The following is a 21,504-nucleotide window of genomic DNA, read 5'->3' on the forward strand; positions in this document are numbered from 1 at the left end:
GCGCTAGAAAAGACGATCACTCCTTCGTGATCGTCTCGTCCAGATTCAGCAGTACACGCGCCACCAGCGTATGTGAGTCGATGTCTCCGAGCTTGGGCTCGTGGCGTTTCAGCATGCCGAGCAGTACGCTGGTTTCTTTCGCACTCGGCAGGCGGCCGGTGCAGAGGCGGAAGCCGTAGGCGATGCGGGCCGCATCATCGGCTCCACCTTCCTTCCACATGCGTGCGCCCAGGGCCTTCGCGGCCTCCATGCTCATGGTTTCATTCAGAGTCATGAGCGCCTGCAGCGGCGTGTTGCTTTTGGAGCGTCGGATGCAGGCGCTTTCGCCATTCGGCACATCAAAGGTGCTCAGGAAAGGATACGGCGTGCTGCGGCGTCGGAAGACATACACGCTGCGGCGGAACTGATTGGCGTCCTCATCCACCTTCCAGGGGAAGGGCGCGTAGCTGGCGGGCTTTTCAAACAGATACGCCGGCGCAGGCGGCATCACAGGGCGGCCACCCACGGCGGGATTCAGCAGCCCGCTCGCCGCTAGCTGAATGTCACGCACCACCTCGCCTTCCACGCGGAAGCGCGGGCCTCGGGCCAGCAGGCGGTTGTAGGGGTCGCGCTCCAGAAGCTGTGGCGTAACCTTGCTGCTCTGCTGATAGGTCGCACTGCTGGTGATCAGGCGCAGCAGATGCTTCGTGCTCCAGCCGTGCTCCATGAAATCCACCGCCAGCCAGTCCAGCAGCTCCGGGTGGCTCGGAGGCGAACCCTGCGTGCCCAGATCCTCGGCGGTCTCGATCAAGCCGGTGCCAAAGCAGGCCTGCCACACGCGGTTCACATAGGCGCGGGCCGCTGTGGGCGATTTCTTATCCACCAGCCACTTCGCAAAGGTCAGGCGCGAGCCATCCGCATTCTTCGGCAGCGGATTCAGCACCGCAGGCACGCCGGCGGTCACGCGATTGTCAGGCTTCAGGAAATCACCGCGCTTCAGCACGGAGGTCATGCGCGGCTCCGCACGGCGGTCCAGCACCAGCGTCGTGGTGCCCTCGGGGTGCTGCTTCCACAGCGCCTCGATCTCGTCATTCACCGGCTGCCAATCCGCCACCGTGGTGCGGAAGACGGAAAACTCCGACTTGGCTCCGTAGAGCGGATTCGCCGCTGCATTCGGCGCATCGGTCACGCTGATGCGGTAGCGCCCCAGGTTCATCGTCTGCAGGTCGTCGCTGTTCCAGCCGCCGTGCTTCATGCTCAGTGTCACCACCAGCTCGCTGTCAGGCTTCAGCTCCACCGGCTTCTCCAAAACAAACACCGCATTGCGCGGCACATTGCGCCGTCCCGGCCCTGCGTTGATTCCCCACGCCGTCTCTGCCTTGCCGTCAATCGCGTAGCCAATCGGCCCCGTCACGCGCTTGTCCTTCTCGCTTTCCTTGTCGCGCGCATACGGTGCCAGCGGTGTATTTTCCGCTTCACCAAAGTCGGCGGTGGCCTGGCTGAATTTCAACTTCGTCGGCTTCCCGTCGATCTTCATCTCAGCCACAAACTCCGTCAGCGCCGCCGTCCCTTTCTGAGAGCGCCCCGGCCCATACGCCGGCAGGTTCGGGTCATTCATCAGTTCCAGCCGGAAGGCGGCGATGGTTTTGACGGGAGCGTGGACACTCTTATCCGCAGCCTTGGTGTCTTCGCCCGAAGCCTTGGTGTCGTGGAATCCCTTCACCACAAATTTCACATCGCTCTTCGTCGGCGCATACCCCTGCGCCAGGATGCTGCCATCCGGCTGCCGCAGCGCCTTCTCCCCACCGGAGGGATCATCTTCAAAAGCCAGCGTGTGCCACTGCGGCTGCGCGGCCTTCACCGCATTCACCCACTTGTTCATCTGCTTCTTCCAGTCTGGGTGGTCATGCTTCAGCTTCGCCTCCAGCTCGCCGATCTGCGTCAGCAGCTGCGAGCGCTGCATCTGCTCGCTGCTGGTGTACACCACGCGCCAGGGCTCGTTGTCATTGTTCAGGAAGGCAAACATCCGGTAGTACTCCTCCTGCGAAATGGGGTCGTACTTGTGGTTGTGGCACTGCGTGCAGCCGATGGTCAGCCCCAGCACGCTTTTGCCGATGACGTCCATGCGGTCAAACATCGCCTCCATGCGGAACTGCTCCGGGTCCACGCCGCCCTCCTCGTTGATCATCGTGTTGCGCAGGAATCCGGTGGCCACGATCTGGTCTTGCGTGGCCTTGGGCAGCTCGTCACCTGCTAGCTGTTGGATGATGAACTGGTCGTACGGCAGGTCGCGATTGTAGGCGCTGATCACCCAGTCCCGGTAGAACCAGATGAAGCGCATCGGGTCCTTCTCATAGCCGTTGCTGTCTGCATAGTGCGCCGCGTCCAGCCAGTGTCGTGCCCAGCGCTCGCCATAGTGCGGGGAGTCCAGCAGGGTGGCGGTGGCGTTCTGGATGCTCGCGGCAGGATCCTTCGCATACGCCTTGGCAAAGGCATCCACCTCCTGCGGCGTGGGCGGCAGGCCGGTCAGGTCCAGGTGCAGGCGGCGCAGCAGCGTGGCAGGCTCAGCAGACGGGGACGGGGAGAGACCTTCTTTCTTGAGCCGCTCGCGGATGAAGGCGTCGATCGGATGCTCCGCATTCGTTGGCACCTTTGGTTTCACCGGTGGCTTGAAGGCCCAGTGATCGGTCTTCTGCTCCAGCTTCACACTCGCGCTGTCCGGCCACACTGCTCCGGCATCGATCCACTCCTTCAGTTTCGCGATCTCCGCCGCCCTCAGCGGCTCGCCCTTGCGCGGCATGCGCATCTTCGGGTTCGTGCCCAGCACCGCGTGCATCAGCCGGCTGTCGTCGGCTTTGCCTGGCAGGATCGCCTTGCCAAAATCCCCGCCTTTCAGCGCGCTTGGTTTGTGGTCCAGCCGAAAGGCTGCCTCCTGCTTGTGCCCGCCGTGGCATTGGTAGCAGTGCTCCGAAAAGATGGGCTGGATGTCCTGGACGAAATCCACCGCTGCCGTTGCGGGCGCGGCTAGCAGCAGAAAGAGAAGGGCGGGTTGGCTTTTCACGACGTGGAGAAATACGCGGTCCCACATGAGAAATCACCGCCTGCAGCATGGAGAATGCTGTCGGAATGAAAAGGGCCCAAGTGGCGCCGCTCTTTGCGTCGGCTCCCCTGCTTTACTTCTTCTCGGCAGCCGGGGTGTTTTTATCTGGCGCATTCACATCAGTCACCACTCGGCGGGGCCAGAAAATCAGCCCGAGAACGATCACGGCGATGAGATTTAGCACCACAGCCAGCACGATGCGTTTATCCAGCGGCTTCTTCGGAGCCGGCGCAGCGGCAGGTCCGGCAGTCGCAGCTGCCTTGGCGGGGGCTGCCGTTGTGGCAGGCTTGCCAGCACTAGGCTTGGGCTTGGCTGCAGGTGCTGCTGCGGGAGCCGGTGCGGGTTGAGCGACGGCGACGGGCACGGGAGCAGATGCTGGGGCAGGAGCAGGCGCTGCCGCCACCAGCGGCATGGTCTGCGCACCCGGCATCATCATGGGCGGCTGCTGCTGCATGTAGGCGTACCCGGCATGCATCGTCATCATCAGCATTTCCAGCGCCTGGCCTACGACCTGTGGTCGCTGCTGCGGCACCGGGTTCATCAGCCACGCCAGCCAGTCACGTAGCGGCTGGTCCAGGTCTGGCCGCAGGTGCATCAGTGCATGGGCAGCGTTAAAGGTCTGCAGCCCCATCATCACCTCGGCGGGCGTGTTGCCCTGAGCGGGTGCGCTGTTCGTGGCCAGGCAAAAAAGGCTCGCTGCGGCGGTGTAAAGATCGCTCTGCGTGGTGGGCTGGCCGCCGGCAAGCAGCTCGGGCGCGCGGAACCACAGCGTCTCCGCCGGGTGCACCTGCCGTGCCAGGGAGAGGCCCCAGTCCTGCAACTGCAGGAAAAGACCGCCTCCTGGATGATCGGCGATGATGATATTACTCGGCTTGGGGTCTCCATGCGGCATGCGCAGGTGCTCGCCCACCATCAGTGCATGCATCAGCTGCATTGCCAGCGCGCGCAGATCGGCGGGCGTGGGCCTGCGCTCGGCGGCAAAGCTGCGCGCATTCATCCCCGGCATGTACTCAGAAATGATGTTGAATGCACCCTCCGGCGTCGGCATGACCGTCAGCAACCCCGCGATCTGCTGGTGCCGCACTTGCATGAGCGCAGGGGCCAGCATCTGCAGCCGTGCACGGTCCACCGGGTTCTCCGTCTCGGCATCTGGCAGCAGGGCTTTGATCAGTACCTTGCGGCCTGTCGCCGCTTCCACTCCTCGGTAAACCGTGGCCGAGGGCCCGGAGGCAATCATCTTTTCGGGCTGAAAATGGTCGGGGTGCATTTTTGTAATGATTCTTTGCAGCAGCATGGGCGCACTTCCTAGCCTCTTGCAAGAGAAGATTGTCGCCCACTTGCAGGATGCCGCATCCGCTCCACCATCGTAACATGATGAAACTCGGACTTATCGGTTGTGGCAAAATGGGTGGCGCACTTCTCCGCGGTGTGGAGCAGGCGCTTGGAAAAGGCGGCCTGCAGGTGGCGCTCAGCGATGTCGTGCCCGAAGCCGTGGCCGCCCTGGGCCAGTGTCTCCGCTGCAAAGTCACCACCGGCACCCCGGCCGAAGCCGCCGCTGTTTCCGATGTCATCATCCTCGCTGTCAAACCCGGCGACATGAAGCCTCTCTGCGAAGCTCTCGGCCAGGTCCCCGGCTCCCGCCTTTATCTCAGCATCGCCGCTGGCATCTCGCTCACCCACCTCGAAACCTGGCTCGGTGAAAAGCAGCGCGTCATCCGCAGCATGCCCAATACTCCCGCACTCGTCGGCCGTGGTGCGGCCGCCTTTGCTCGTGGTGCCAAGGCCACCGCCAAAGACGCTGCGCTCGCCGCCAAAATCCTCGGTGCCGTCGGCACCGCCGACGAGGTCGCTGAAAAGCTGCTCGATGCCGTCACCGGTCTTTCCGGCAGCGGCCCCGCCTACATTTACACCGTCATCGAGGCCCTGGCTGATGGCGGCGTCCTCATGGGGCTGCCCCGCGCTGCCGCCCTGCGCCTCGCCGCACAGACCGTTGCAGGCGCTGCCGAGATGGTCCTCAGCACTGGCAAGCACCCTGCGTCATTGCGCGATGAAGTCACCAGCCCCGGCGGCACGACCATTGCCGGACTGGAAAAGCTGGAGCAGCACGGCTTGCGAAATGCAATGATCCAAGCCGTCCGCGCGGCTACCGAGAAGAGCAAAGCCCTCGGCGCTTAAATATAGATCAGTCTCACAGTCTGAACGGCGGCTGGTCTCCAGCCGCCTTCTCTGCATGGGCCGATCAAAACGCCGGCTTGAAATATCCCAGATAGCCCAGCACTGCGCCCACGATCACCGCCAGCAGCACCACCACCGGAGCGGCGATCACGCGGCGCTTCGCCAGCACCGGCAGGAATCCCAGCACCAGCCAGAGGGCGATCTTGATCCACACCCACTTGGGCATCGCACCCATGATTCCCAGCTTGGCCAGCATGCCAAAGCCCGAGATCAAGCTGATCACCAGGCCAATGCCGTGCCACATCATGGCTTTCTTTGCCCCCTCGCTGGAGAGCAGGCCACCAAAGCCAACAAAAACAAGGATCAGGCCGATGAGATGCAGGTAGTGATAAAACGCGAGAGACATGGCGGAGTCTGTGGCCCATGGAAACGCCCCGCACAAGTGCCGGGATGCTTAAAGTAGCCTTGGGGAGCCGCAACGAGCTCTCCTCACAAGTCCAGCCTCCCTCAGTCCGGGCTTGCCAGCGCCCATCGTACACCCACAGTGGCCTCCATGAACGCGACTCATGATCCGCTGTGGCTCAAGCTCCAGGACTTCGCCTTCGACCATCCCGGCGACGCTCTCACCTTCACCCGCCGCCTCGCACGGGAAAACCGCTGGTCGCCCGAGTTCGCACGGCGCGTAGTGGATGAGTATCGCCGCTTCCTGTTTCTGGCCCTCCGTGCTGGGCATGCGGTCACACCCTCCGATGAGGTTGATCAGGCCTGGCACCTGCACCTCGTTTACACCCGCTCTTATTGGGAGGATCTCTGCCAGGGCGTTCTTGGCCGTGCATTGCATCATGGACCCACGCGCGGGGGCAGGGTGGAGGACGATCGTTTCGAGCGCCAGTATGCTGACACCAAAGCCAGCTACACCCGCTGGTTTGGCCAGGAGCCTCCTGCCGACATCTGGCCCCCGGCGGAAATCCGTTTCGCCCCCCGGGCTCGTTTCGCACGGGTGGACGTGGCGGCTTTCTGGATGCTGCCCAAAGAGCGAATCAGCCGTGCGCTCGCTGCCTGCCTGATCACCGCGCTGTCACTGCTGAGCCTGGCGGCCTGCGATGCAAAAACGGGCGGCATCCAGTGGGGGAATGTGGTGCTGTTGGTTTTCCTGCTCTTCGTCATTGGCATGGTAGTCAGGGCTGCACGCCGGGGCGGCGGAGGCAAAGGCGATGGCAGCGGCTGCGGAGCCGGCTGTGGTGGTGGTGCCGCTGGTTGTTCGGGGACGGGGCATCACTCTGACGGCGGTTCTCACAGCGGTTGTTCATCCGATGGCGGGTCCTCTGGCTGCAGTTCCGGCTGCGGCGGCGGTGGTTGTGGAGGTGGCGGAGACTGACTTCTTGCCCGGGTGGGGCTTATTTTCCGCCGCTCCTGAAGTGGCCACAAAAAAAGGCGGTCCGCTCATCACGGACCGCCTCAGAAACGACGCTTTTTGGCAGATCAGCCCTCTTCGGATGCCTTGGCACCGGCCAGTTTGGCGGCGCGCTCAGCCAGTTCGATGTGGAACTGCTCCGGTGTCGGGGCTTCACCCTTGGTGCGGGTGCGGGCGAACCAGTCGGCAAAGATCTCGCCATCCTTGCGCTCGGCCTTGAAGGCTTCCAGGAAGGCGCGGACCTTGACGGGGACTTCTTCACCGAGGACGGTCTTGAACTCCAGCCCTGCGAGGCGGTCGCCACGCACACTGCCACCCACAAACATGGCGTACTTGTTCGGCGAGCGGCCCACAAAGCCGAAGTCGGCGTTGTAGGGGCGACCGCAGCCGTTGGGGCAGCCGGTCATGCGGAAGAGGATCGGCTCGTTTTCCAGGCCCAGCTCGCGCAGCGCCTCATCGATCTTGTCCATGAATCCGGGCAGCACGCGCTCAGATTCGCTCAGGGCCAGGCCGCAGGTGGGCAGAGCCACGCAGGCGTGTGCCACCTTGCGGGCGCGGGTCATGCCGTCGGCATGCACGACACCGTGCTTGGCCAGAATGGCATCCACCGCAGCCTTCTGCTCAGGGGCGACTTCGGCGATGATCAGGTTCGTGTTCGGCGTGACGATGTAGGGCAGGTCCAGCGTCTTGGCGATCTCCGCAAAGGCGCTGCGGTAGTGCGGGCCGTTTTCACGGTCCACGATGCGGCCCATGCTCACGTGCACGGCGCAGTACAGCTTGCCGTCACCCTGCTCGTGCCAGCCCAGATTGTCTTCCACGGTGTCAAAGCTCAGCGCCTTCGGCGGGAAGGTCTCGATGCCCGGCAGGCGGCGCACCACCTCGGCGCGGAAGCCATCCAGACCCATCGTCTGCACGGTGTACTTCAGGCGGGCGTTTTTGCGCTCGGTACGGTTGCCATGGTCGCGCTGAGTCGTCACGATGGCCTCGATGGCATCGACGACGTTCGCACGCTTCGCATACAGCAGCGGCTGGCCCAGGAAGGGGCGGGTCGTCAGCTGGCCGTGGCTCATGCCAAAGCCGCCGCCCACCGTGATCGTGTAGCCTTCCACTTCCCCATTCACCACGTGAGGCACGAGGCCCACGTCCTGGGAGAAGATGTCCGCGTCATTGCAGGGCTGGATGGCCACGCCGATCTTGAACTTACGCGGCAGATAGACCTTGCCATAGATGGGGTCGTCGCCCTCGGCGGCCTTCGTCACTTCACGGACGGCAGGGTTCACCTCGGGGTCTTGGATCCAGTTGGGCTCCAGCTTTTCGCCATCCAGCCAGATGTCGGCGTAGGCTTGGCTGCGCCACAGGAAGCGCTGGCTGATCTCCTCCGTAAGCTTCTGAGTATCAGCATGCACGGCGTCCTTGATCGGGGCGGCGGGGCCCATCGTGTTGCGCACCACGTCGCCGCAGGCGCCCATCGTGCTCAGACCGCTATGGCACACATTATGAATGACTTCCTTCAGCCCGCCCTTGAGCACGCCGTGCAGCTGGATGCCCTGGCGGTTGGTCAGGCGCATGTTGCCCATGGCCTTGGTGCACAGGTCGTCATGAATGAGCCACTGCTTGGCGGTGATACGGCCGCCGGGCATCTTGCTGCGAATCATGAAGCTCCAGGCCTTTTCCAGCTTGGCCTTGGTGCGTTCGGCGCGCACATCGCGGTCGTCCTGTTGGTAGGAGCCGTGGTGCTTGAGCAGGATGTTGGAGTCCTCCGGGATGTTCGGGGTGCTGGTATCAGCGAACTGCTCGGCCAGTTGGCCACGCAGGCCCGCAGAGGCGAGTTTGATGTCTTCGACGGAGGCTTTGCTCATAATAGATTGGTTTGGGGGGCTCCCAGTGTCGGCTAGGATGTCCCGAATGCAAGCGCCGGGGTCTGGGCTGGAATCTCTAAAAAAATGTTTCAAGCGCACGTGACAAATGCACTCGGAGGGGATTATTATGAGACCTTGATATGAACAGAGCCTGCATTTTGACGTGTCAAACGGCGGCAGCACTGCTGCTGACGGTGACCGGCTGTGTCAAAAAAAGTGAGTACGATGCCCTGCAGGTGGAAAATCAGGCCCTGCAAAACCGCGTGGACCAGACCAGCCAGCAGCTCGCCGAGTCCAAAGCGGATGTCGCGGCGCTGCAAAGCCAGGTGCAAAAGCTCACCGCTCTGGAGTCAGAACTGCAGAAAAGCCGTCAGGCACTGGTCCAAGCGCAGAAGGAGGTTGCCGATCTTGGAGAGCGTCTGAAAAAAGCTGGCGAAACACAGCCCGAGGTCCTGGCGATGCAGCAGACGCTGAAAAAATCCCAGCAGGACTACAAGATCCTTCTCAGCCACTATGACCAGTTCCTCTCCGAGCGCCGAGGCGCCATGGTGGGCCGTAAATACCCCACGCTAAGCCTTGAAGGCGGCCAGGTGCTCCAGCAGGCGCAGGTGGAGTCCATCATCGGTGACGATATTTTGATCAAGCACGCCGACGGTCAGGTCACGGTGCCCCTGGCCAAAGCCTCTCCCGAATTACGCTGGGATGTCTGCTATGATTTGCAGGAGCGCAAAGGTCTGAACCGCGAGGCCATCCCGAGAAGATCAGTGGAAAAGATCGCCACATTGGCCCCGGCGCCAGGGAGCCTGGTCAAGCCCATCTCATCATCTCCATCTGTATCTTCATCATCTTTGTCATCATCAATGCTTACGTCAAAGACTCCCGGCTCGTCTCCATCGATGCCCCCGGTGCCTGCGTCGCCAGCGCCTTCCTTCAATTCACTGCCGCCCGTCGTGGTTCCGCCACAGCCTCGTCGCAGTGGTTTGGCGGAGGAGCTGACCGCCCAGCTGGCCGCACAGCGCGCCGCTTTGAACGCCGAATACCAGGCTCTGGCGGCCAAGAATGTTGCAGCCCTGCGCAAGGTGCAGTGGAACACCGCCCAGCCAGAATCCAATGCGTTGCTCAGCACTATGTCAGGCAGCCGCGCCGTGCTCGGCATCAGCCGGTTGCAGATGTATCGCAATGCCATCTACGACACACTGCAGCAGCTGCGGGATCTCTCCCCTGCGGCCCGCTAAGTTGAAGGAGCCCGTAAAAAATAAGCTAGGCAAACGGCTTCTTTGATCGTTCCATGTCGCTTCCAATCATGAAATTCAGCTTTTTCTTCGCCCTCGCCCTGACCACCGTTACCGCCTCTGCGGTCGATTACAAATCCCAGGTCGCCATCATCTTCCGTACCAAATGCTACGCCTGCCACAGCGTCACCAAGAAGGTCAAAGGCAAGCTCGCGCTCGATGACGACAAGATTTCCGAGCAGATCGGGCCCGGCAAAAACATCATCCCCGGCAAAGGCGCGCAGAGCACCATGTACGTCAATTGCACCCTGCCCAATGACGATGGAGATGTGATGCCCCCCGAAGGCAAAAACCGCCTGACCGATGCCGAGCTGGCCACCCTCAAGGCTTGGATCGACGAAGGTGCCAGCCTCACCGGCGGCGGTGCCGCTCCTGCGCCTGCACCCGCCACAGCACCCGCGGGTGGCGTCATGAAGTGGACCAACACCGAGGGCAAGACCATCGAGGCCGAGTTCATGGGCCTGCAGGGAGACAGCGTCCTGCTCAAGATCCCCTCCACCGGCACCACGCACATCCTGCCCCTGGCCAAGCTCTCTGCTGAAAGCCAGGCACAGGCCAAGGCTGCTCAGAAATAACCCGCCATCTTATGCGATTCCCCCGGCATTTTGCAGCCATCAGCCTTCTGCTCTTTCACAGCACGGCATGGGCGGAAATGCGAGTCTGGACCAATTCCAGCGGCCAGCTCATCGAGGCCGAAATGCTCGGGGTGAATGTCGAGAAGCGTGCAGTCAAAGTCCGTCTCAAAAACGGCACGGAATTCGAGATCCCCATCGAAAACCTCAGCCCGCCTGACAAGGCCTATGCCAGGGAGCACTGGGCTGCCATGCAGAAAGAAGCACCCGCAGGCGCTCCTTCAGCGGCAGGTGGTTCCACGGCGGCCATTCCAGACGCCGTGCTCAAAAGCCTGCCTTCATCCATCCGCACCCGGGTGGACCCCGCCGCCCGTCAGGAGGCCCTGCGCCAGGGCGGTGGTACGCCGGAGATGGAGGCGGCCGTGGTCACTTCTTTGGATCTCTTTGCAACCACCCAGAACCCCGATGGCTCCTGGGGCCGCAACAACAAAGGCGCCATGACTGGCTTCGTGCTCCAGTGTTTCCTTGGCCATGGCGAGACCGCAGACTCCGCCAAGTATGGAGACGCCGTGATGAAGGGCCTCATGTATCTCATCAATCTCGGAGGTCAGAACCCCCACGGTATCTATTCTGCATCATGGAACACTCAGACTGGCGGCGCAGGCACTTACGAGCATGCCATCGCCACCACGGCAGTCGGAGAGGCCTACCTCATGGCCCGGCTCGGCACCAAGGCGCTCCCTGGTCTGCGGGAGAGTTTTGAAAAAGCCATCCATACCATCATTGAACAGCAGACCGAAAAAGGCTCCTGGACCTATGGCGGAGACACCATCGTGTACAACCCCAAAGGCAGCTATGACCTCTCTCTGGCCAACTGGCACTTCCAGGCGCTGAAAGTGGCGCAGGAAACCGGCTTGAAAATCGACGGCCTTGGCCCATGCGTTAAAAAAGCGGTGCGCTATATCGAGTCTATGCAGACCAAGGAAGGAGGCTTTGGCAGCACTGTCAGGGACGCTCACTACAATCAGTGGTCCCTCAGCGGCGGAGCCGCCGCAGGTTGTTTCCTGCTCGGTGGCAGCGATTCCAAAGAAGCCAGACGCGGCGTCAAATTCATCACCGGCTTCCTTCAGGCCGAGCCCCCGGATTGGAACAAAAACTGCAATCTCTACTCCTGGTACGGCTACAGCAATGCTCTCTTCCTGAATGGTGGCATAGAGTGGAGAAACTTTGCCTCAAAGGTCATGCCTCAAATCCTGGCCGCCCAGGATCCCACAGGTTCCTTCAAGCACGGCCGCCCCAGCTGGCCTGCGTCAGATGCTGCCGACGCCACCTACCGGCAGGCGCTCTGCACCTTGATGCTCGAGCGCTTCTACCGCTGATCTCAAGACAGCACAAACACCGTCTCCGCCACACGCTCGCCGTTGATCTGCATCTCCACCCGGTGCTTTCCGGCATAATGTTTTCGGGTGGTGAAGTCTTTCATCACTTGCGACTTGCTGAGCTCGATCTCCCCACGCGCAGGCAGATCAAGCTCCGTCCACTTGAAGACCTTCTCCGCACTGCCACCACTCGCTTTCACGTAGTGCACCACGTAGTCGATCGCCAGCCGCTGCACCCGGTTGCTGGTGGAAGTGACCTTTGCCGTGAGCGTGAGTCGCTGTCCCAGCTTAAGCACTGCGGGAGCAGCAGTCAGCTTTGCCGTGGCCTCCGCCTTTTTTCCAAAGCCAAAGAGCTTCAGCGCACGCGGATGCCCGCGCTTGATCAGCGTCCGGCACGCATGCTTGGCTATCCAGCGCAGATGATCGCGCTCCAGCTCCCACCCTTCGAGTCGTTGCAAAACGTACTCATGATGATCTTTCGTGATGTCATTGAGATGATTGGCCACCGAGCGCCGCACAAAGAGGGAATCATCATCCTTCAGCGCGTCCAGGATCGCCGCTGTGGGCGCAGGGTCTCGCACCAGCGACTGCAGGCGCATGCCCCAGGGCAGGCGCGGGCGCGAGCCCTCGCTGGCCAGTCGGCGCACTTTCTCATCAGGATCAGCCGTCCACGCATGCATCGTCTGCAGCGCACGTTTTTGATCCGCCACAATGAAGGGCCTTACCGCAAACTCTGCCGTGCCAAAGACCGTGAAAAACCGCAGCGCCTCCATCGAGAAATCAAATTCCTTCAGGCCAAACGTCGCCACAAAGTCCCCCAGAAAGATGGTCACAAACTCATGCCCGATGCGCGGCGCCAGCTCCTGCAGCACTTTGACCTTCTGCTGATAGCTGCCCGGCAGCGCAGCCTCCACCGCTACCGCGCATTCATGCACCCGCTGCATCAGGCTCCGTGCTTCCAGGCCCTTCAGCACATGATCAAGAAAAACCTCCTCACGAAATTTCGGCGCTAGCTGCACCAGCTCTTTCGCGATGGCACGATGCCTTGCGGCATCAAACCACTCTTTGAGCTGGGGTGCGGATTCAGGGGCTGGTTCGGCGGGCATTCGAGGAGACAGGTTAAGGCAGGGGCTTGATGCGGATTTCCTTGAAATAAAAGACGCTTCCCGGGTCATGCGCCTGCAGCGCTATCCCGCCGCCCTGCGGATTGATCACACGTCCGGCACGCTCAGGCGGGCGCGTCACATTCTCCGGCTCGGTGTAGTCCACCACCTGCTTGTCATTGAGATGAATGGTGATGTGCTTTCCATCCACCGTCACACGCACCTTGAACCACTGGCTCTCATCCACGGGAGACTGCGCCAGATCCACCACTGCGTACAGGCTCCCCGTCTTGCGCTTCTCCTTCACGGTGCTGTTGAGCTGGATCTCGTAGCCTTTCGCCAGATGCAGGGCTTTATCCCGCGTGCTCAGGTCTGTGTGGATGAAGATGCCTGAGTTGGAGTTCGGCTCGCTCCGGCAGGTGGCTTCGAGCACGAAGTTCTTGAAGCTCATGAAGCCGGTTTTGAGGTCGCCCGCATAAAAGAGATGAGCGCTCGGCTTGGTGGCCTGGGCGCGGATCGCTCCATCCACTACAGTGAAGGACTCCGGCATCACATTCGCCCGCCAGCCGGTCAGATCGCGGCCGTTGAAAAGCGTCATCCATTCTTCAGAGCGGCACGTGCATGGAGCTGCGAGCAGCAGCAGGACGGGCAGGAGATTCCAGCGGGGCATATGGGTCAGATTGGTTGGTTGCACGTTGGCTGCGTCTCGTCCAAATCGCAAGGATGCCCGCAACTTCCCGCCGCCTCCAGGCCTTCACCGAGTCCGTCATCCGTGCCATGACGCGCCTCTCCAATCAGCATGGCGCCATCAATCTTTCCCAGGGCTTTCCCGACTTCAATCCGCCGGAGGAAATCCTCGCCGCACTGGAGCGTGCCACCCGCGGCCCCTTCCATCAGTACGCCGTCACCTGGGGCGCACCGCGTTTCCGCCAGGCCCTCGCCAAAAAAATCACCCATTTTTCCGGCACGCCCGTGGACCCGGATCAGAACCTCGTCGTCACCTGCGGCAGTACCGAGGCCATGATGTGCGCCATGATGACCTGCTGCGAGCCGGGAGACAAAGTCATTGTCTTCTCCCCCTTCTACGAAAACTACGCCGCAGACGCCATCCTCTCTGGTGCCGAGCCTATCTACGTGCCCCTTCGCCCGCCGCACTTTGGCTTTGATCCCGACGAACTCGCCCGCGCCTTTGCCCAGGGGGCCAAGGCCATCATCGTTTGCAATCCCTCCAACCCCACCGGCAAAGTCTTCACCCGCGCCGAGCTGCAGACCATCCTCGACCTTGCTGAAAAGCACGACGCCTTCGTCATCACCGATGAGCCCTATGAGCACATCGTCTATGCACCGCACGAGCATGTTTACATGCACACCCTGCCCGGCGCAGCCGACCGCGTGATCGTGTGCAATTCACTCTCCAAAACCTACTCCATCACCGGCTGGCGTCTCGGTTACGTGCAGGCCGCGCCGCACATCATCGCCCAGGCGCGCAAGGTGCACGACTTTCTCACCGTCGGTGCCGCCGCACCGCTCCAAGAGGCCGCCGTCGCCGGGCTCGAACTCCCCGACAGCTACTACCACGGCCTGCGTGATCTCTACACCGCCAAGCGCGATGTCTTCCTCAACCACCTCCGCGCCACCGGCCTTCCCTTCACCGAGCCCCACGGTGCTTATTACGTGCTGATGGACATCTCATCCCTCGGCTTCCCCACCGACACCGAAGCTGCCGAATGGTTCGTCAAAGAAGTCGGCGTCGCCGGCGTCCCCGGCTCCAGCTTCTTCCGCGAGCCCGAGCACCGCTTCATCCGCTTCCATTACGCGAAACAGGTGGAGACGCTCAATGCAGCCGGGGAAAAACTGCTGCGTGTGAAGCAGGGACGGTAATTGGAGCACGCTTTTGGTGTGGCACAGAGCCAGGATGTGGGTCGCGGCTGCTTGCTGGCCGGATCCTTTCTATTTGCGGTTAAAACACTTTGAAAACTGCGCCGCTCCCACCGTTTCTTAACCTCTCCAATCTACTCCATGAGACTCCTCTCACTCACCACCCTCCTGGCCACGCTGGCTTTCACTGCCCGGGCTGAACTCAAACTCCCCGCCATCATCGGCGACAACATGGTGCTGCAGCAAAAGCAGACCAACCCGCTCTGGGGTTGGGACGCCCCTGGCACCGAAGTAACAGTGAAATTCGGCGACCAGACCAAGACCGCCAAGGCCGGAGCCGACGGTAAATGGACAGTCAAGCTCGACCCTGTGCCGGCCAACGCCAAGCCCGCTACGATCTCCATCAAAGGCAGCAGCAGCAAGGAGCTCAAAAATGTGCTCGTCGGTGAGGTGTGGATCTGCTCCGGGCAGTCCAACATGCAGTGGTCTGTCAGTTCCAGCTGGGACGCTGATCTTGAGATCGCCACCGCCAAGTATCCCAACATCCGCCTGATCACGGTGCCGAATGTCGGCACCCAGGAGCCGCAGCAGGATTTCAAAGGCGAGTGGAAGGAGTGCTCCCCCGCCACAGTGGGCGGCTTCAGCGCCGTGGGCTTTTTCTATGGCCGTGTGCTTCACAAGATGCTGGATGTGCCCGTGGGCCTGATTAACAACGCCTGGGGTGGCAGCGCCTGCGAGGCCTGGGTGAACCGCGCCGAGCTCGAGAAAGATGCCCGCTTCAAACTGCTGATGGAAAACACCAGGAAGAACGAGGCCACCCTCAGCGCCCCTGAGGCCAAAACCAAGCATGACGCCGCCATGGCTGAGTGGAAAAAGCAGGCGGAAGAAGCCAAAAAGGCGGGCAAGCCATTTACCGTTCGCGCACCCGCAGCTCCCGAGGCTTGGCTGCGTGGCAATGCCCGTCCCGGCAATATCTACAACGGTGCTTTGCTGCCCACCATCGGCTACGGCATCAAAGGTGCCATCTGGTACCAGGGAGAGAGCAATGCAGGCCGTGCCTATGAATACGCCAGCCTCTTCCCCTTCATGATCCAGAACTGGCGCACGGAATGGAAGCAGGGAGATTTCCCCTTCTACTGGGTCCAGCTCGCCGATTTCATGGCCGAAAAAACCGACGCCAACCAGGCCACCGGAAGCTCATGGGCTGAACTCCGCGAGAGCCAGACCAAGACCCAGAACGCCATCAAAAACGGCGGTCAGGCTGTCATCATTGATCTTGGCGATGCCAACGACATCCATCCCAAGAACAAGCGCGACGTGGCCGAGCGCCTCGCCCGCTGGGCGCTGGTGAAGGACTACGGTCTCAAGCTCCCCTATCGCAGCCCCGAGCTTAAGTCCGCCGAGTTCAAGGATGGCAAGGCCATCGTCACGCTCGACACCTTTGGCAGCAGCCTGCGCACCGTGGACATCAACGAAGTGAAGGGCTTTGTCGTTTGTGGCGAAGACAAGAAGTGGGCCTGGGCCGAGGCCAAGATCACCGGCAAGGACACGCTGGAAGTCAGCGCCAAGGAAGTGGCCAAGCCCGTGGCTGTGCGCTACGCCTGGGCCGACAATCCAGTTTGCAACCTCTACAGCATCGACGGCCTGCCGGTGACACCTTTCCGCAGCGACGACTTTGAGATGCTCACCAAGCCAGTGATCGCCAAACCGGCCGCCACCAAGCCAGCTGCCAAATAGCAGTCCTGCCAGTTCCGTTCTCTGAATCCCCCGGCATCACCGCCGGGGGATTTTTTATTTCCGTACGGCACCAATGAGGGCTGAAATGGGCCAGAAGATGGCGCTGACGAGACCGGACACGATCCGGGCCGGAATGAGCAGGAGACGCGCCACCGGGCGCAGCACGGCTTTGACCCCCGCGTTCTTCTCATATGCCAGATGCATCAGGATGATGCCGATGATCCCGGCAAACTTCACCGCCTTGGCGATGTGATAATGGCCGTCAGCTTCGCTGATCAGCTTCAGGCCGCCGAGATCATACACCTGCTTGATGCTCTGGTCCCAGAAGAGCTCCAGGCCGAGCAGGAGACCCACGAAGCCGACGAGCAGGAAGGCGGTGTGCTCCAGCCAGGGCTGGCGCTCCAGCAGCTTGATGCAGTAGCCCGCTACCAGACGCAGCGTGATGATGCCGAGCGTCACACCGATATAGACCAGCATCTTGCTGTCTCGGGCAAAGGCCACGGCGGCGACGACGTTGTCAAAGCTCAGGCTCAGGTCGAGAAAGGCGATCATGGCGATCGTCTTGGCAAAGCTGTGAGAGGCTCCTTTGGACTCGCCTTCCTCTCCTTCACTCTCGCCGCTCTGCTCGGCGAAATGGGAGCACATGAGCCACACGAGGTAGAGGGAGCCCAGCAGCATGAGCCAGTGGTTGCCCATGATCATGCTGGCGGTGAGCAGGGCCACGATGCGGAAGCCGTACGCGCCGATGTAGCCGATGTTCATGGCCTTCTTGCGCTGCTCCTCGTCGAGGTGGGAGGCCATGGCGGCGATGGCCAGCGCGTTGTCCACGGAGAGAAGCCCCTCGATCACGACGAGGGCCAGCACCACGGGGATGCCATCTTTAACGGTGGTCCAGAGGTCTGCGGCGGCGAGAAATTCGAATATCATCAGCCCGCAAAATGGAGGACATAGGCAGTCTTTCCAAGTACCAATTGGCGATGAAGAAAAAACACCCCGTTTCGTAAAGGCGAAACGGGGTGCTGTGAGGAGCGGGACTGTCCCAGAGGGCTGCTCTTACGAGTAGGAGGATTCCACGCGCTTGGCCACGTCTCTGTAGCCGTAGTCGGCGTTGTAGATTTCCTTGAGAGCTTCCAGGCTGCCGGCACGGTCGCCCATTTTCTCTGAGACGTTGGCCAGTTCGTAGAGCACTTCCTTCTTCGTGGCGTCCATGACGAGCAGCTCCTTGGAGGCCTCCATGAAGGAGGTCCGGGCCAGGTCGTTCATGTTCTTGCGCTCGAAGCAGCGGCCCAGCAGCAGGATGGCCTTGATGCGCATCTTCGGGTTGGACTTGGCCTGCTGCAGCTCGGGCAGTGCCTCGGTGTACATGCCTGCTTCAAAGTAGGCCTGCCCCAGCTCGTAGCGCAGGTTCTTGTCCGTCGGGTTGCGGTCCACACGGGCCTTGGCTTCGTTGATCACAGCCATGCCGCGCTGGCGGCGGATCTCAGCCACCTGGGCGCGCTTGTCGTCAATGTCCGGTGCATCAGGATTGGCTTCAATCTCGCGCTCAAATTCTGCGATCTGCAGGTCCTGCACCTTGTTGCGCAGGTCTTCCACCTTGCGCTGCAGCGCCACGTCACCGGGATTAAGGGATAGTGCGTAGTCGTAGAAGGTGAGTGCCGTCTCCAGATGGCCCAGACGCTCATAGAGGTCCGACATGCGCTTGACGATCAGGATGTTCGTCTGGTCGGCATTGTACTGCTCGATGGTTTTCGCCAGGAACTGCTCCATCTGATCCTGCGTCATGCCTTGGCGGCTGAGCATTTCCAGTTCAGCCGCTTCCGTGGCATCTTTCTTGGCGTCATTGAAATTGCCGCTGTTCCAGCCACCGCGGTTCATGGAGCTCATGGCGGCGGCGTCTTTTTCACCCTGCTTGGCCTCGATGTCACGCGGGTTGACCTTGAGGATGGCATTGTAGGTGTCGGCGGCTTTCTCTGGCTGATTGATGGCCAGGTAGTGCTTCGCCAGCTTGTGCATGTTCTTGGTGTTCTCGGGATGACCCATGCGGATGGTCTCCAGAGCAAAGGAGGCCAGATCCGGGTATTGGATCTTCATCGCGAGATCAAACAGCTGCTCATTGGCGGTGAGGCTGAAGGGATCCTTGCGGAAGGTGTTTTCCTCCAGGTCGGCGATCGCTTCGACCGGCTCTTTCTTGGAGCTCGGCTTGAGACCACCGAGGCCGAAGCTGAATTTCTTGCCATTGCCCACGCTTTCGCCTTCGGCGGTGCGCAGCAGCTTGCGGCCGTCAAGGAATCCGACATTGGCGGTCACGATGGGCAGCACTTGGTCCACCACGTACTCCCAGTTTTTCCGCTCGGCGGAGATGAGGGCTTTTTTCCAAAGGGTTTGGTACTTGGGGTCGAGTTCGGCTTCGGTAACGGTCATAATCTTTGAGGTGGGGGAAAGGATCTGGTCGGTTGGAGAAAGCGGAGCGGGTTATTTTTTCCCGCCACCAAACCATGCGGCGATGCCACGCAGCTCGGCTCCCGTTCCTTCGGTCAGGCCCTTCATGCTGAATCCGTGCTCAAAGAGCACCATCCAGACGAAGGTGGCCACCAGGAAAGCGAGGGTCCAGAGGACTTTGGAGAGAATGCGCATGCCGATTTTCTCTACTGTATGAAGAAAAGGGGGGAATCGTCCAGCACGGAGTTGCGCAGAAGAAAAATGGGCGCGGATTTACTCCTTTTCGAAGAGCAGTCGCAGGCTGTTCAGGCACACCACCACCGTGCTGCCCTCGTGCGTCAGCACCCCCAGGGTCAGCGGCACGATCCCAAAAAGGGAAGCCACCGCCATCACGATGACGCTGCCGAGCGAGATGAACAAATTCTGCTGGATGATCTGCCGCGCCCGGTGGCTGATCCGGCGGGCGGCGAGCAGCTTTTCAATCTTGTCCTTCATCAGCACCACGTCGCTCTGCTCCAGCGCGGCGTCGCTGCCTCGGGCGCCCATGGCCACGGAGACGTGGGCGGCGGCCAGGCTGGGGGCGTCGTTCACACCATCTCCCACCATGGCCACCTTGTGCCCGGCCTGGGTCAGCTCGCGGATGGCGGCCACCTTGTCCTCCGGGTGCAGGCCGGCCCGCACTTCGGAGATGCCCAGCTTTTCCCCCACTTCGGCGGCGGCGGCGCGGCGGTCGCCGGTCAGCATGATGGTGCGCACGCCGTCAGCGGCCAGCCGCTCCAGCACGCCGCGGCTGCCGGCCCGGATCTCATCCTTGAGCAGTACCCGCCCCACGATCTGCTCGTGCAGCACCCAGACCTCACTGAAACCCAGGGGTGCGTCTGGCACCGCCGCCAGCACTTCGCCCAGCGGACTGTCTTTGACGAGCTCCCGCCGCCCCACGTAGCTGAGGCCGTGCTCGGTGCGCCCCCGCAGTCCCTGGCCGGTGATGGATTGAAACTCGGCCAGTTTTTCCATCTCGATGCCCTGGGCCTTGGCATATTGGGTGATGGCGCGGGCGATAGGGTGGTTGGAATTGGCCTCCAGGCTCGCGGCGATGCGCAGCACCTCCTGCTCGCGTCCGGCAGGGAAGCTCTCGATCCGACTCACCTTCAACTCGCCCTCGGTCAAGGTACCGGTCTTGTCCATGGCGATGACGTCCACCTCCGCGAGCTTTTCGATGGCGGCACCGCCGCGGAAGAGCACACCGCGCCGTGCGCCCCAGGCGATGGCCGCCAGGATGGCGGAGGGGATGGAGAGCACCAGGGCACAGGGGCTCATGACCACCAGCAGTGTCATGGCACGATAGAAGGAGGACTTGGACGCCGCCGTGTTTTCAAAAGGCGGGATGCCCAGGGCCAGCCACCAGACGAAGAACATGGCTGCCACCACGCCCAGAGTGAGGATGGTATAGCTGGTGCCAAAGCGATCCGTGAAGCGCTGGCTCGGCGCACGCAGATGCTGCGCGGTCTGGATGAGGTTGATGATCTTGGCCAGCGCGCTCTGCGTGGCCGGACGGTCCACCCGCACATGCACCAGTCCCCATTGGTTCAAGGTGCCGCCATAGATCGTGGCCCCTGCCTCCTTGGGAATGGGCACCGCCTCACCGGTCAGGGTGGACTCATCCGCCGCCGTCGAGCCCGAGATCACCGTGCCGTCCACGGCAAAGAGTTCATCCGGCTTCACCACGATCACCTCGCCGATCTGCAGCCCGTGCACATCGCGGTCAGCGGTCGAGCCGTCCGGCTGCAGCACATGCGCAAACTTGGGTGCCGCCTTGGTCAGTGCATTGATCTCCCGATGTGTGCGGAACATCACAAAATGCTCCAGCGCGCCGGAGGTGGAGAAAAGGAAGAGCAGCAGCGCTCCCTCCTCCCAGGCGCCGATGGCCACCGCCCCCAGGGCCACGGCCAGCATGAGGAAATGCACGTCCAGGCGTCGCTCACGCAGGTTTTCCCAGGTGTCCTTGGCCGCATCCCATCCGCCGGAAATCAGAGAGATGGCGAAGAGGCCCTTCGGCAGCCAGTGCGAGGTGGAAAAGAAGCGCTCAGTGATGTAGCCCGCCGCCAGAGTCACGGCGCAAAGACCCGCCTGCATGGCCAGCGTGCGCCACTCGTCTTCGCTTTCCTGTTCCATCTCGTCCGGCTCCGGCCACGCAAAGTCACGCCAGTGCCAGAGCTTGGGTGCGGTGGGGCATGAGGGCTTGGCCAGCACAAAAGCGCCGTCTTTTTCCTCCACATCCAGCATGCCGTGGTTGGGTGTCACGTGGCCGTTTTGCTTGAGCCATCGGGCATCCACCGCGCGCAGGATCTCAGAAAGCTTTGCCTGAAGCAGCTCGCCATCCACCCGACCGAGGGTCGCCATCTCCACACGCTTGGCATCAGGATTCAGCCGGATGGATTCGACGGCGGGTTCTTCCAGCAGGAAATCCGCCAGCGCGGACATCCAGGAGGATGCATCAGGAGGGGCTGCGTTGGAGTTTGGCATGCGCGTTGGCATGAGCATTACGAACAAGCAAGGCGCGTGACAACTTGATCTTCT

At 61.7% G+C, this 21,504-nt stretch carries 17 protein-coding genes; 7 read left to right on the forward strand and 10 right to left on the reverse strand.

Annotation, left to right across the window (positions count from 1 at the left end):
* Positions 1–16: 16 nt before the first annotated feature.
* Positions 17–3,040: a PSD1 and planctomycete cytochrome C domain-containing protein gene (locus HNQ65_RS12060; RefSeq protein WP_343076560.1), complete on the reverse strand. Its 3,024-nt coding sequence runs from the start codon at positions 3,038–3,040 to the stop codon at positions 17–19.
* A gap of 112 nt (positions 3,041–3,152) precedes the next feature.
* Positions 3,153–4,346: a serine/threonine protein kinase gene (locus tag HNQ65_RS12065; RefSeq protein WP_221306140.1), complete on the reverse strand. Its 1,194-nt coding sequence runs from the start codon at positions 4,344–4,346 to the stop codon at positions 3,153–3,155.
* A 107-nt stretch (positions 4,347–4,453) separates the two neighbouring features.
* Here HNQ65_RS12065 and proC point away from each other — a divergent pair, with 107 nt between their 5' ends.
* Positions 4,454–5,254 carry a pyrroline-5-carboxylate reductase gene (proC, locus tag HNQ65_RS12070; protein WP_246438154.1) on the forward strand — a complete coding sequence of 267 codons (801 nt, stop codon included), beginning with the start codon at positions 4,454–4,456 and terminating at the stop codon, positions 5,252–5,254.
* A gap of 64 nt (positions 5,255–5,318) precedes the next feature.
* Here proC and HNQ65_RS12075 read toward each other — a convergent pair whose 3' ends face one another.
* Complete coding sequence (locus HNQ65_RS12075; RefSeq protein ID WP_184339780.1) at positions 5,319–5,660, reverse strand: hypothetical protein; 342 nt, start codon at positions 5,658–5,660, stop codon at positions 5,319–5,321.
* 147 nt (positions 5,661–5,807) lie between these two features.
* On the opposite strand from HNQ65_RS12075, the gene HNQ65_RS26570 reads away from it, so the two are divergent.
* Complete coding sequence (locus HNQ65_RS26570; RefSeq protein WP_221306142.1) at positions 5,808–6,632, forward strand: glycine-rich domain-containing protein; 825 nt, start codon at positions 5,808–5,810, stop codon at positions 6,630–6,632.
* 104 nt (positions 6,633–6,736) lie between these two features.
* Here the strand turns inward: HNQ65_RS26570 and HNQ65_RS12085 are convergent, their stop codons facing one another.
* Complete coding sequence (locus tag HNQ65_RS12085; RefSeq protein WP_184339781.1) at positions 6,737–8,527, reverse strand: NADPH-dependent assimilatory sulfite reductase hemoprotein subunit; 1,791 nt, start codon at positions 8,525–8,527, stop codon at positions 6,737–6,739.
* Positions 8,528–8,667: 140 nt separating this feature from the next.
* On the opposite strand from HNQ65_RS12085, the gene HNQ65_RS12090 reads away from it, so the two are divergent.
* The 3 genes from HNQ65_RS12090 to HNQ65_RS12100 all read left to right on the forward strand — a co-directional run bounded on the left by HNQ65_RS12090 (position 8,668) and on the right by HNQ65_RS12100 (position 11,770).
* The gene (locus HNQ65_RS12090) at positions 8,668–9,762 is read left to right on the forward strand and encodes a hypothetical protein (RefSeq protein ID WP_184339782.1); all 1,095 of its coding nucleotides are present in this window, start codon (positions 8,668–8,670) and stop codon (positions 9,760–9,762) included.
* Positions 9,763–9,830: 68 nt separating this feature from the next.
* Positions 9,831–10,394: a c-type cytochrome domain-containing protein gene (locus HNQ65_RS12095; RefSeq protein ID WP_184339783.1), complete on the forward strand. Its 564-nt coding sequence runs from the start codon at positions 9,831–9,833 to the stop codon at positions 10,392–10,394.
* A gap of 11 nt (positions 10,395–10,405) precedes the next feature.
* The gene (locus HNQ65_RS12100; RefSeq protein WP_184339784.1) at positions 10,406–11,770 is read left to right on the forward strand and encodes a prenyltransferase/squalene oxidase repeat-containing protein; all 1,365 of its coding nucleotides are present in this window, start codon (positions 10,406–10,408) and stop codon (positions 11,768–11,770) included.
* A gap of 2 nt (positions 11,771–11,772) precedes the next feature.
* Here the strand turns inward: HNQ65_RS12100 and HNQ65_RS12105 are convergent, their stop codons facing one another.
* Together HNQ65_RS12105 and HNQ65_RS12110 are read right to left on the reverse strand one after the other, a co-directional pair.
* Entirely contained in the window at positions 11,773–12,876 is a 1,104-nt protein-coding gene (locus tag HNQ65_RS12105; protein ID WP_184339785.1) for a DNA alkylation repair protein, read from the reverse strand.
* 13 nt (positions 12,877–12,889) lie between these two features.
* Positions 12,890–13,543 (reverse strand): 3-keto-disaccharide hydrolase, encoded by a 654-nt coding sequence (locus HNQ65_RS12110; RefSeq protein WP_184339786.1) that lies wholly within the window; start codon positions 13,541–13,543, stop codon positions 12,890–12,892.
* 53 nt (positions 13,544–13,596) lie between these two features.
* On the opposite strand from HNQ65_RS12110, the gene HNQ65_RS12115 reads away from it, so the two are divergent.
* Positions 13,597–14,754 carry a pyridoxal phosphate-dependent aminotransferase gene (locus tag HNQ65_RS12115; protein WP_184339787.1) on the forward strand — a complete coding sequence of 386 codons (1,158 nt, stop codon included), beginning with the start codon at positions 13,597–13,599 and terminating at the stop codon, positions 14,752–14,754.
* 138 nt (positions 14,755–14,892) lie between these two features.
* Positions 14,893–16,488 carry a sialate O-acetylesterase gene (locus HNQ65_RS12120; RefSeq protein WP_184339788.1) on the forward strand — a complete coding sequence of 532 codons (1,596 nt, stop codon included), beginning with the start codon at positions 14,893–14,895 and terminating at the stop codon, positions 16,486–16,488.
* Positions 16,489–16,542: 54 nt separating this feature from the next.
* Here the strand turns inward: HNQ65_RS12120 and HNQ65_RS12125 are convergent, their stop codons facing one another.
* The 4 genes from HNQ65_RS12125 to HNQ65_RS12140 all read right to left on the reverse strand — a co-directional run bounded on the left by HNQ65_RS12125 (position 16,543) and on the right by HNQ65_RS12140 (position 21,450).
* On the reverse strand, positions 16,543–17,415 hold the full coding sequence (locus tag HNQ65_RS12125; RefSeq protein WP_184339789.1) for a TerC family protein: 873 nt from the start codon (positions 17,413–17,415) through the stop codon (positions 16,543–16,545).
* A 126-nt stretch (positions 17,416–17,541) separates the two neighbouring features.
* Entirely contained in the window at positions 17,542–18,909 is a 1,368-nt protein-coding gene (locus HNQ65_RS12130; RefSeq protein WP_184339790.1) for a tetratricopeptide repeat protein, read from the reverse strand.
* A gap of 51 nt (positions 18,910–18,960) precedes the next feature.
* Positions 18,961–19,122: a hypothetical protein gene (locus tag HNQ65_RS12135; protein WP_184339791.1), complete on the reverse strand. Its 162-nt coding sequence runs from the start codon at positions 19,120–19,122 to the stop codon at positions 18,961–18,963.
* Between the two features lie 78 nt (positions 19,123–19,200).
* Positions 19,201–21,450, reverse strand: coding sequence for a heavy metal translocating P-type ATPase (locus HNQ65_RS12140; RefSeq protein ID WP_246438155.1), 2,250 nt, complete (start codon positions 21,448–21,450; stop codon positions 19,201–19,203).
* Positions 21,451–21,504: the final 54 nt, after the last annotated feature.

It is taken from the genome of Prosthecobacter vanneervenii, from assembly GCF_014203095.1.
Taxonomy (GTDB): Bacteria; Verrucomicrobiota; Verrucomicrobiia; order Verrucomicrobiales; family Verrucomicrobiaceae; genus Prosthecobacter; species Prosthecobacter vanneervenii.

What these genes read in the sequence shown, in the direction of transcription:
- HNQ65_RS12075 (WP_184339780.1), bottom strand. Translation starts at nt 5,660, where the DNA reads ATGTCTCTCGCGTTTTATCACTACCTGCATCTCATCGGCCTGATCCTT.
- HNQ65_RS12135 (WP_184339791.1), bottom strand. Translation starts at nt 19,122, where the DNA reads ATGCGCATTCTCTCCAAAGTCCTCTGGACCCTCGCTTTCCTGGTGGCC.
- HNQ65_RS12085 (WP_184339781.1), bottom strand. Translation starts at nt 8,527, where the DNA reads ATGAGCAAAGCCTCCGTCGAAGACATCAAACTCGCCTCTGCGGGCCTG.
- HNQ65_RS12065 (WP_221306140.1), bottom strand. Translation starts at nt 4,346, where the DNA reads ATGCACCCCGACCATTTTCAGCCCGAAAAGATGATTGCCTCCGGGCCC.
- HNQ65_RS12105 (WP_184339785.1), bottom strand. Translation starts at nt 12,876, where the DNA reads ATGCCCGCCGAACCAGCCCCTGAATCCGCACCCCAGCTCAAAGAGTGG.
- HNQ65_RS12095 (WP_184339783.1), top strand. Translation starts at nt 9,831, where the DNA reads ATGAAATTCAGCTTTTTCTTCGCCCTCGCCCTGACCACCGTTACCGCC.
- HNQ65_RS12130 (WP_184339790.1), bottom strand. Translation starts at nt 18,909, where the DNA reads ATGACCGTTACCGAAGCCGAACTCGACCCCAAGTACCAAACCCTTTGG.
- HNQ65_RS12110 (WP_184339786.1), bottom strand. Translation starts at nt 13,543, where the DNA reads ATGCCCCGCTGGAATCTCCTGCCCGTCCTGCTGCTGCTCGCAGCTCCA.
- HNQ65_RS12140 (WP_246438155.1), bottom strand. Translation starts at nt 21,450, where the DNA reads ATGCCAAACTCCAACGCAGCCCCTCCTGATGCATCCTCCTGGATGTCC.
- HNQ65_RS12125 (WP_184339789.1), bottom strand. Translation starts at nt 17,415, where the DNA reads ATGATATTCGAATTTCTCGCCGCCGCAGACCTCTGGACCACCGTTAAA.
- HNQ65_RS12115 (WP_184339787.1), top strand. Translation starts at nt 13,597, where the DNA reads ATGCCCGCAACTTCCCGCCGCCTCCAGGCCTTCACCGAGTCCGTCATC.
- HNQ65_RS12100 (WP_184339784.1), top strand. Translation starts at nt 10,406, where the DNA reads ATGCGATTCCCCCGGCATTTTGCAGCCATCAGCCTTCTGCTCTTTCAC.
- proC (WP_246438154.1), top strand. Translation starts at nt 4,454, where the DNA reads ATGAAACTCGGACTTATCGGTTGTGGCAAAATGGGTGGCGCACTTCTC.
- HNQ65_RS12120 (WP_184339788.1), top strand. Translation starts at nt 14,893, where the DNA reads ATGAGACTCCTCTCACTCACCACCCTCCTGGCCACGCTGGCTTTCACT.
- HNQ65_RS12090 (WP_184339782.1), top strand. Translation starts at nt 8,668, where the DNA reads ATGAACAGAGCCTGCATTTTGACGTGTCAAACGGCGGCAGCACTGCTG.
- HNQ65_RS26570 (WP_221306142.1), top strand. Translation starts at nt 5,808, where the DNA reads ATGAACGCGACTCATGATCCGCTGTGGCTCAAGCTCCAGGACTTCGCC.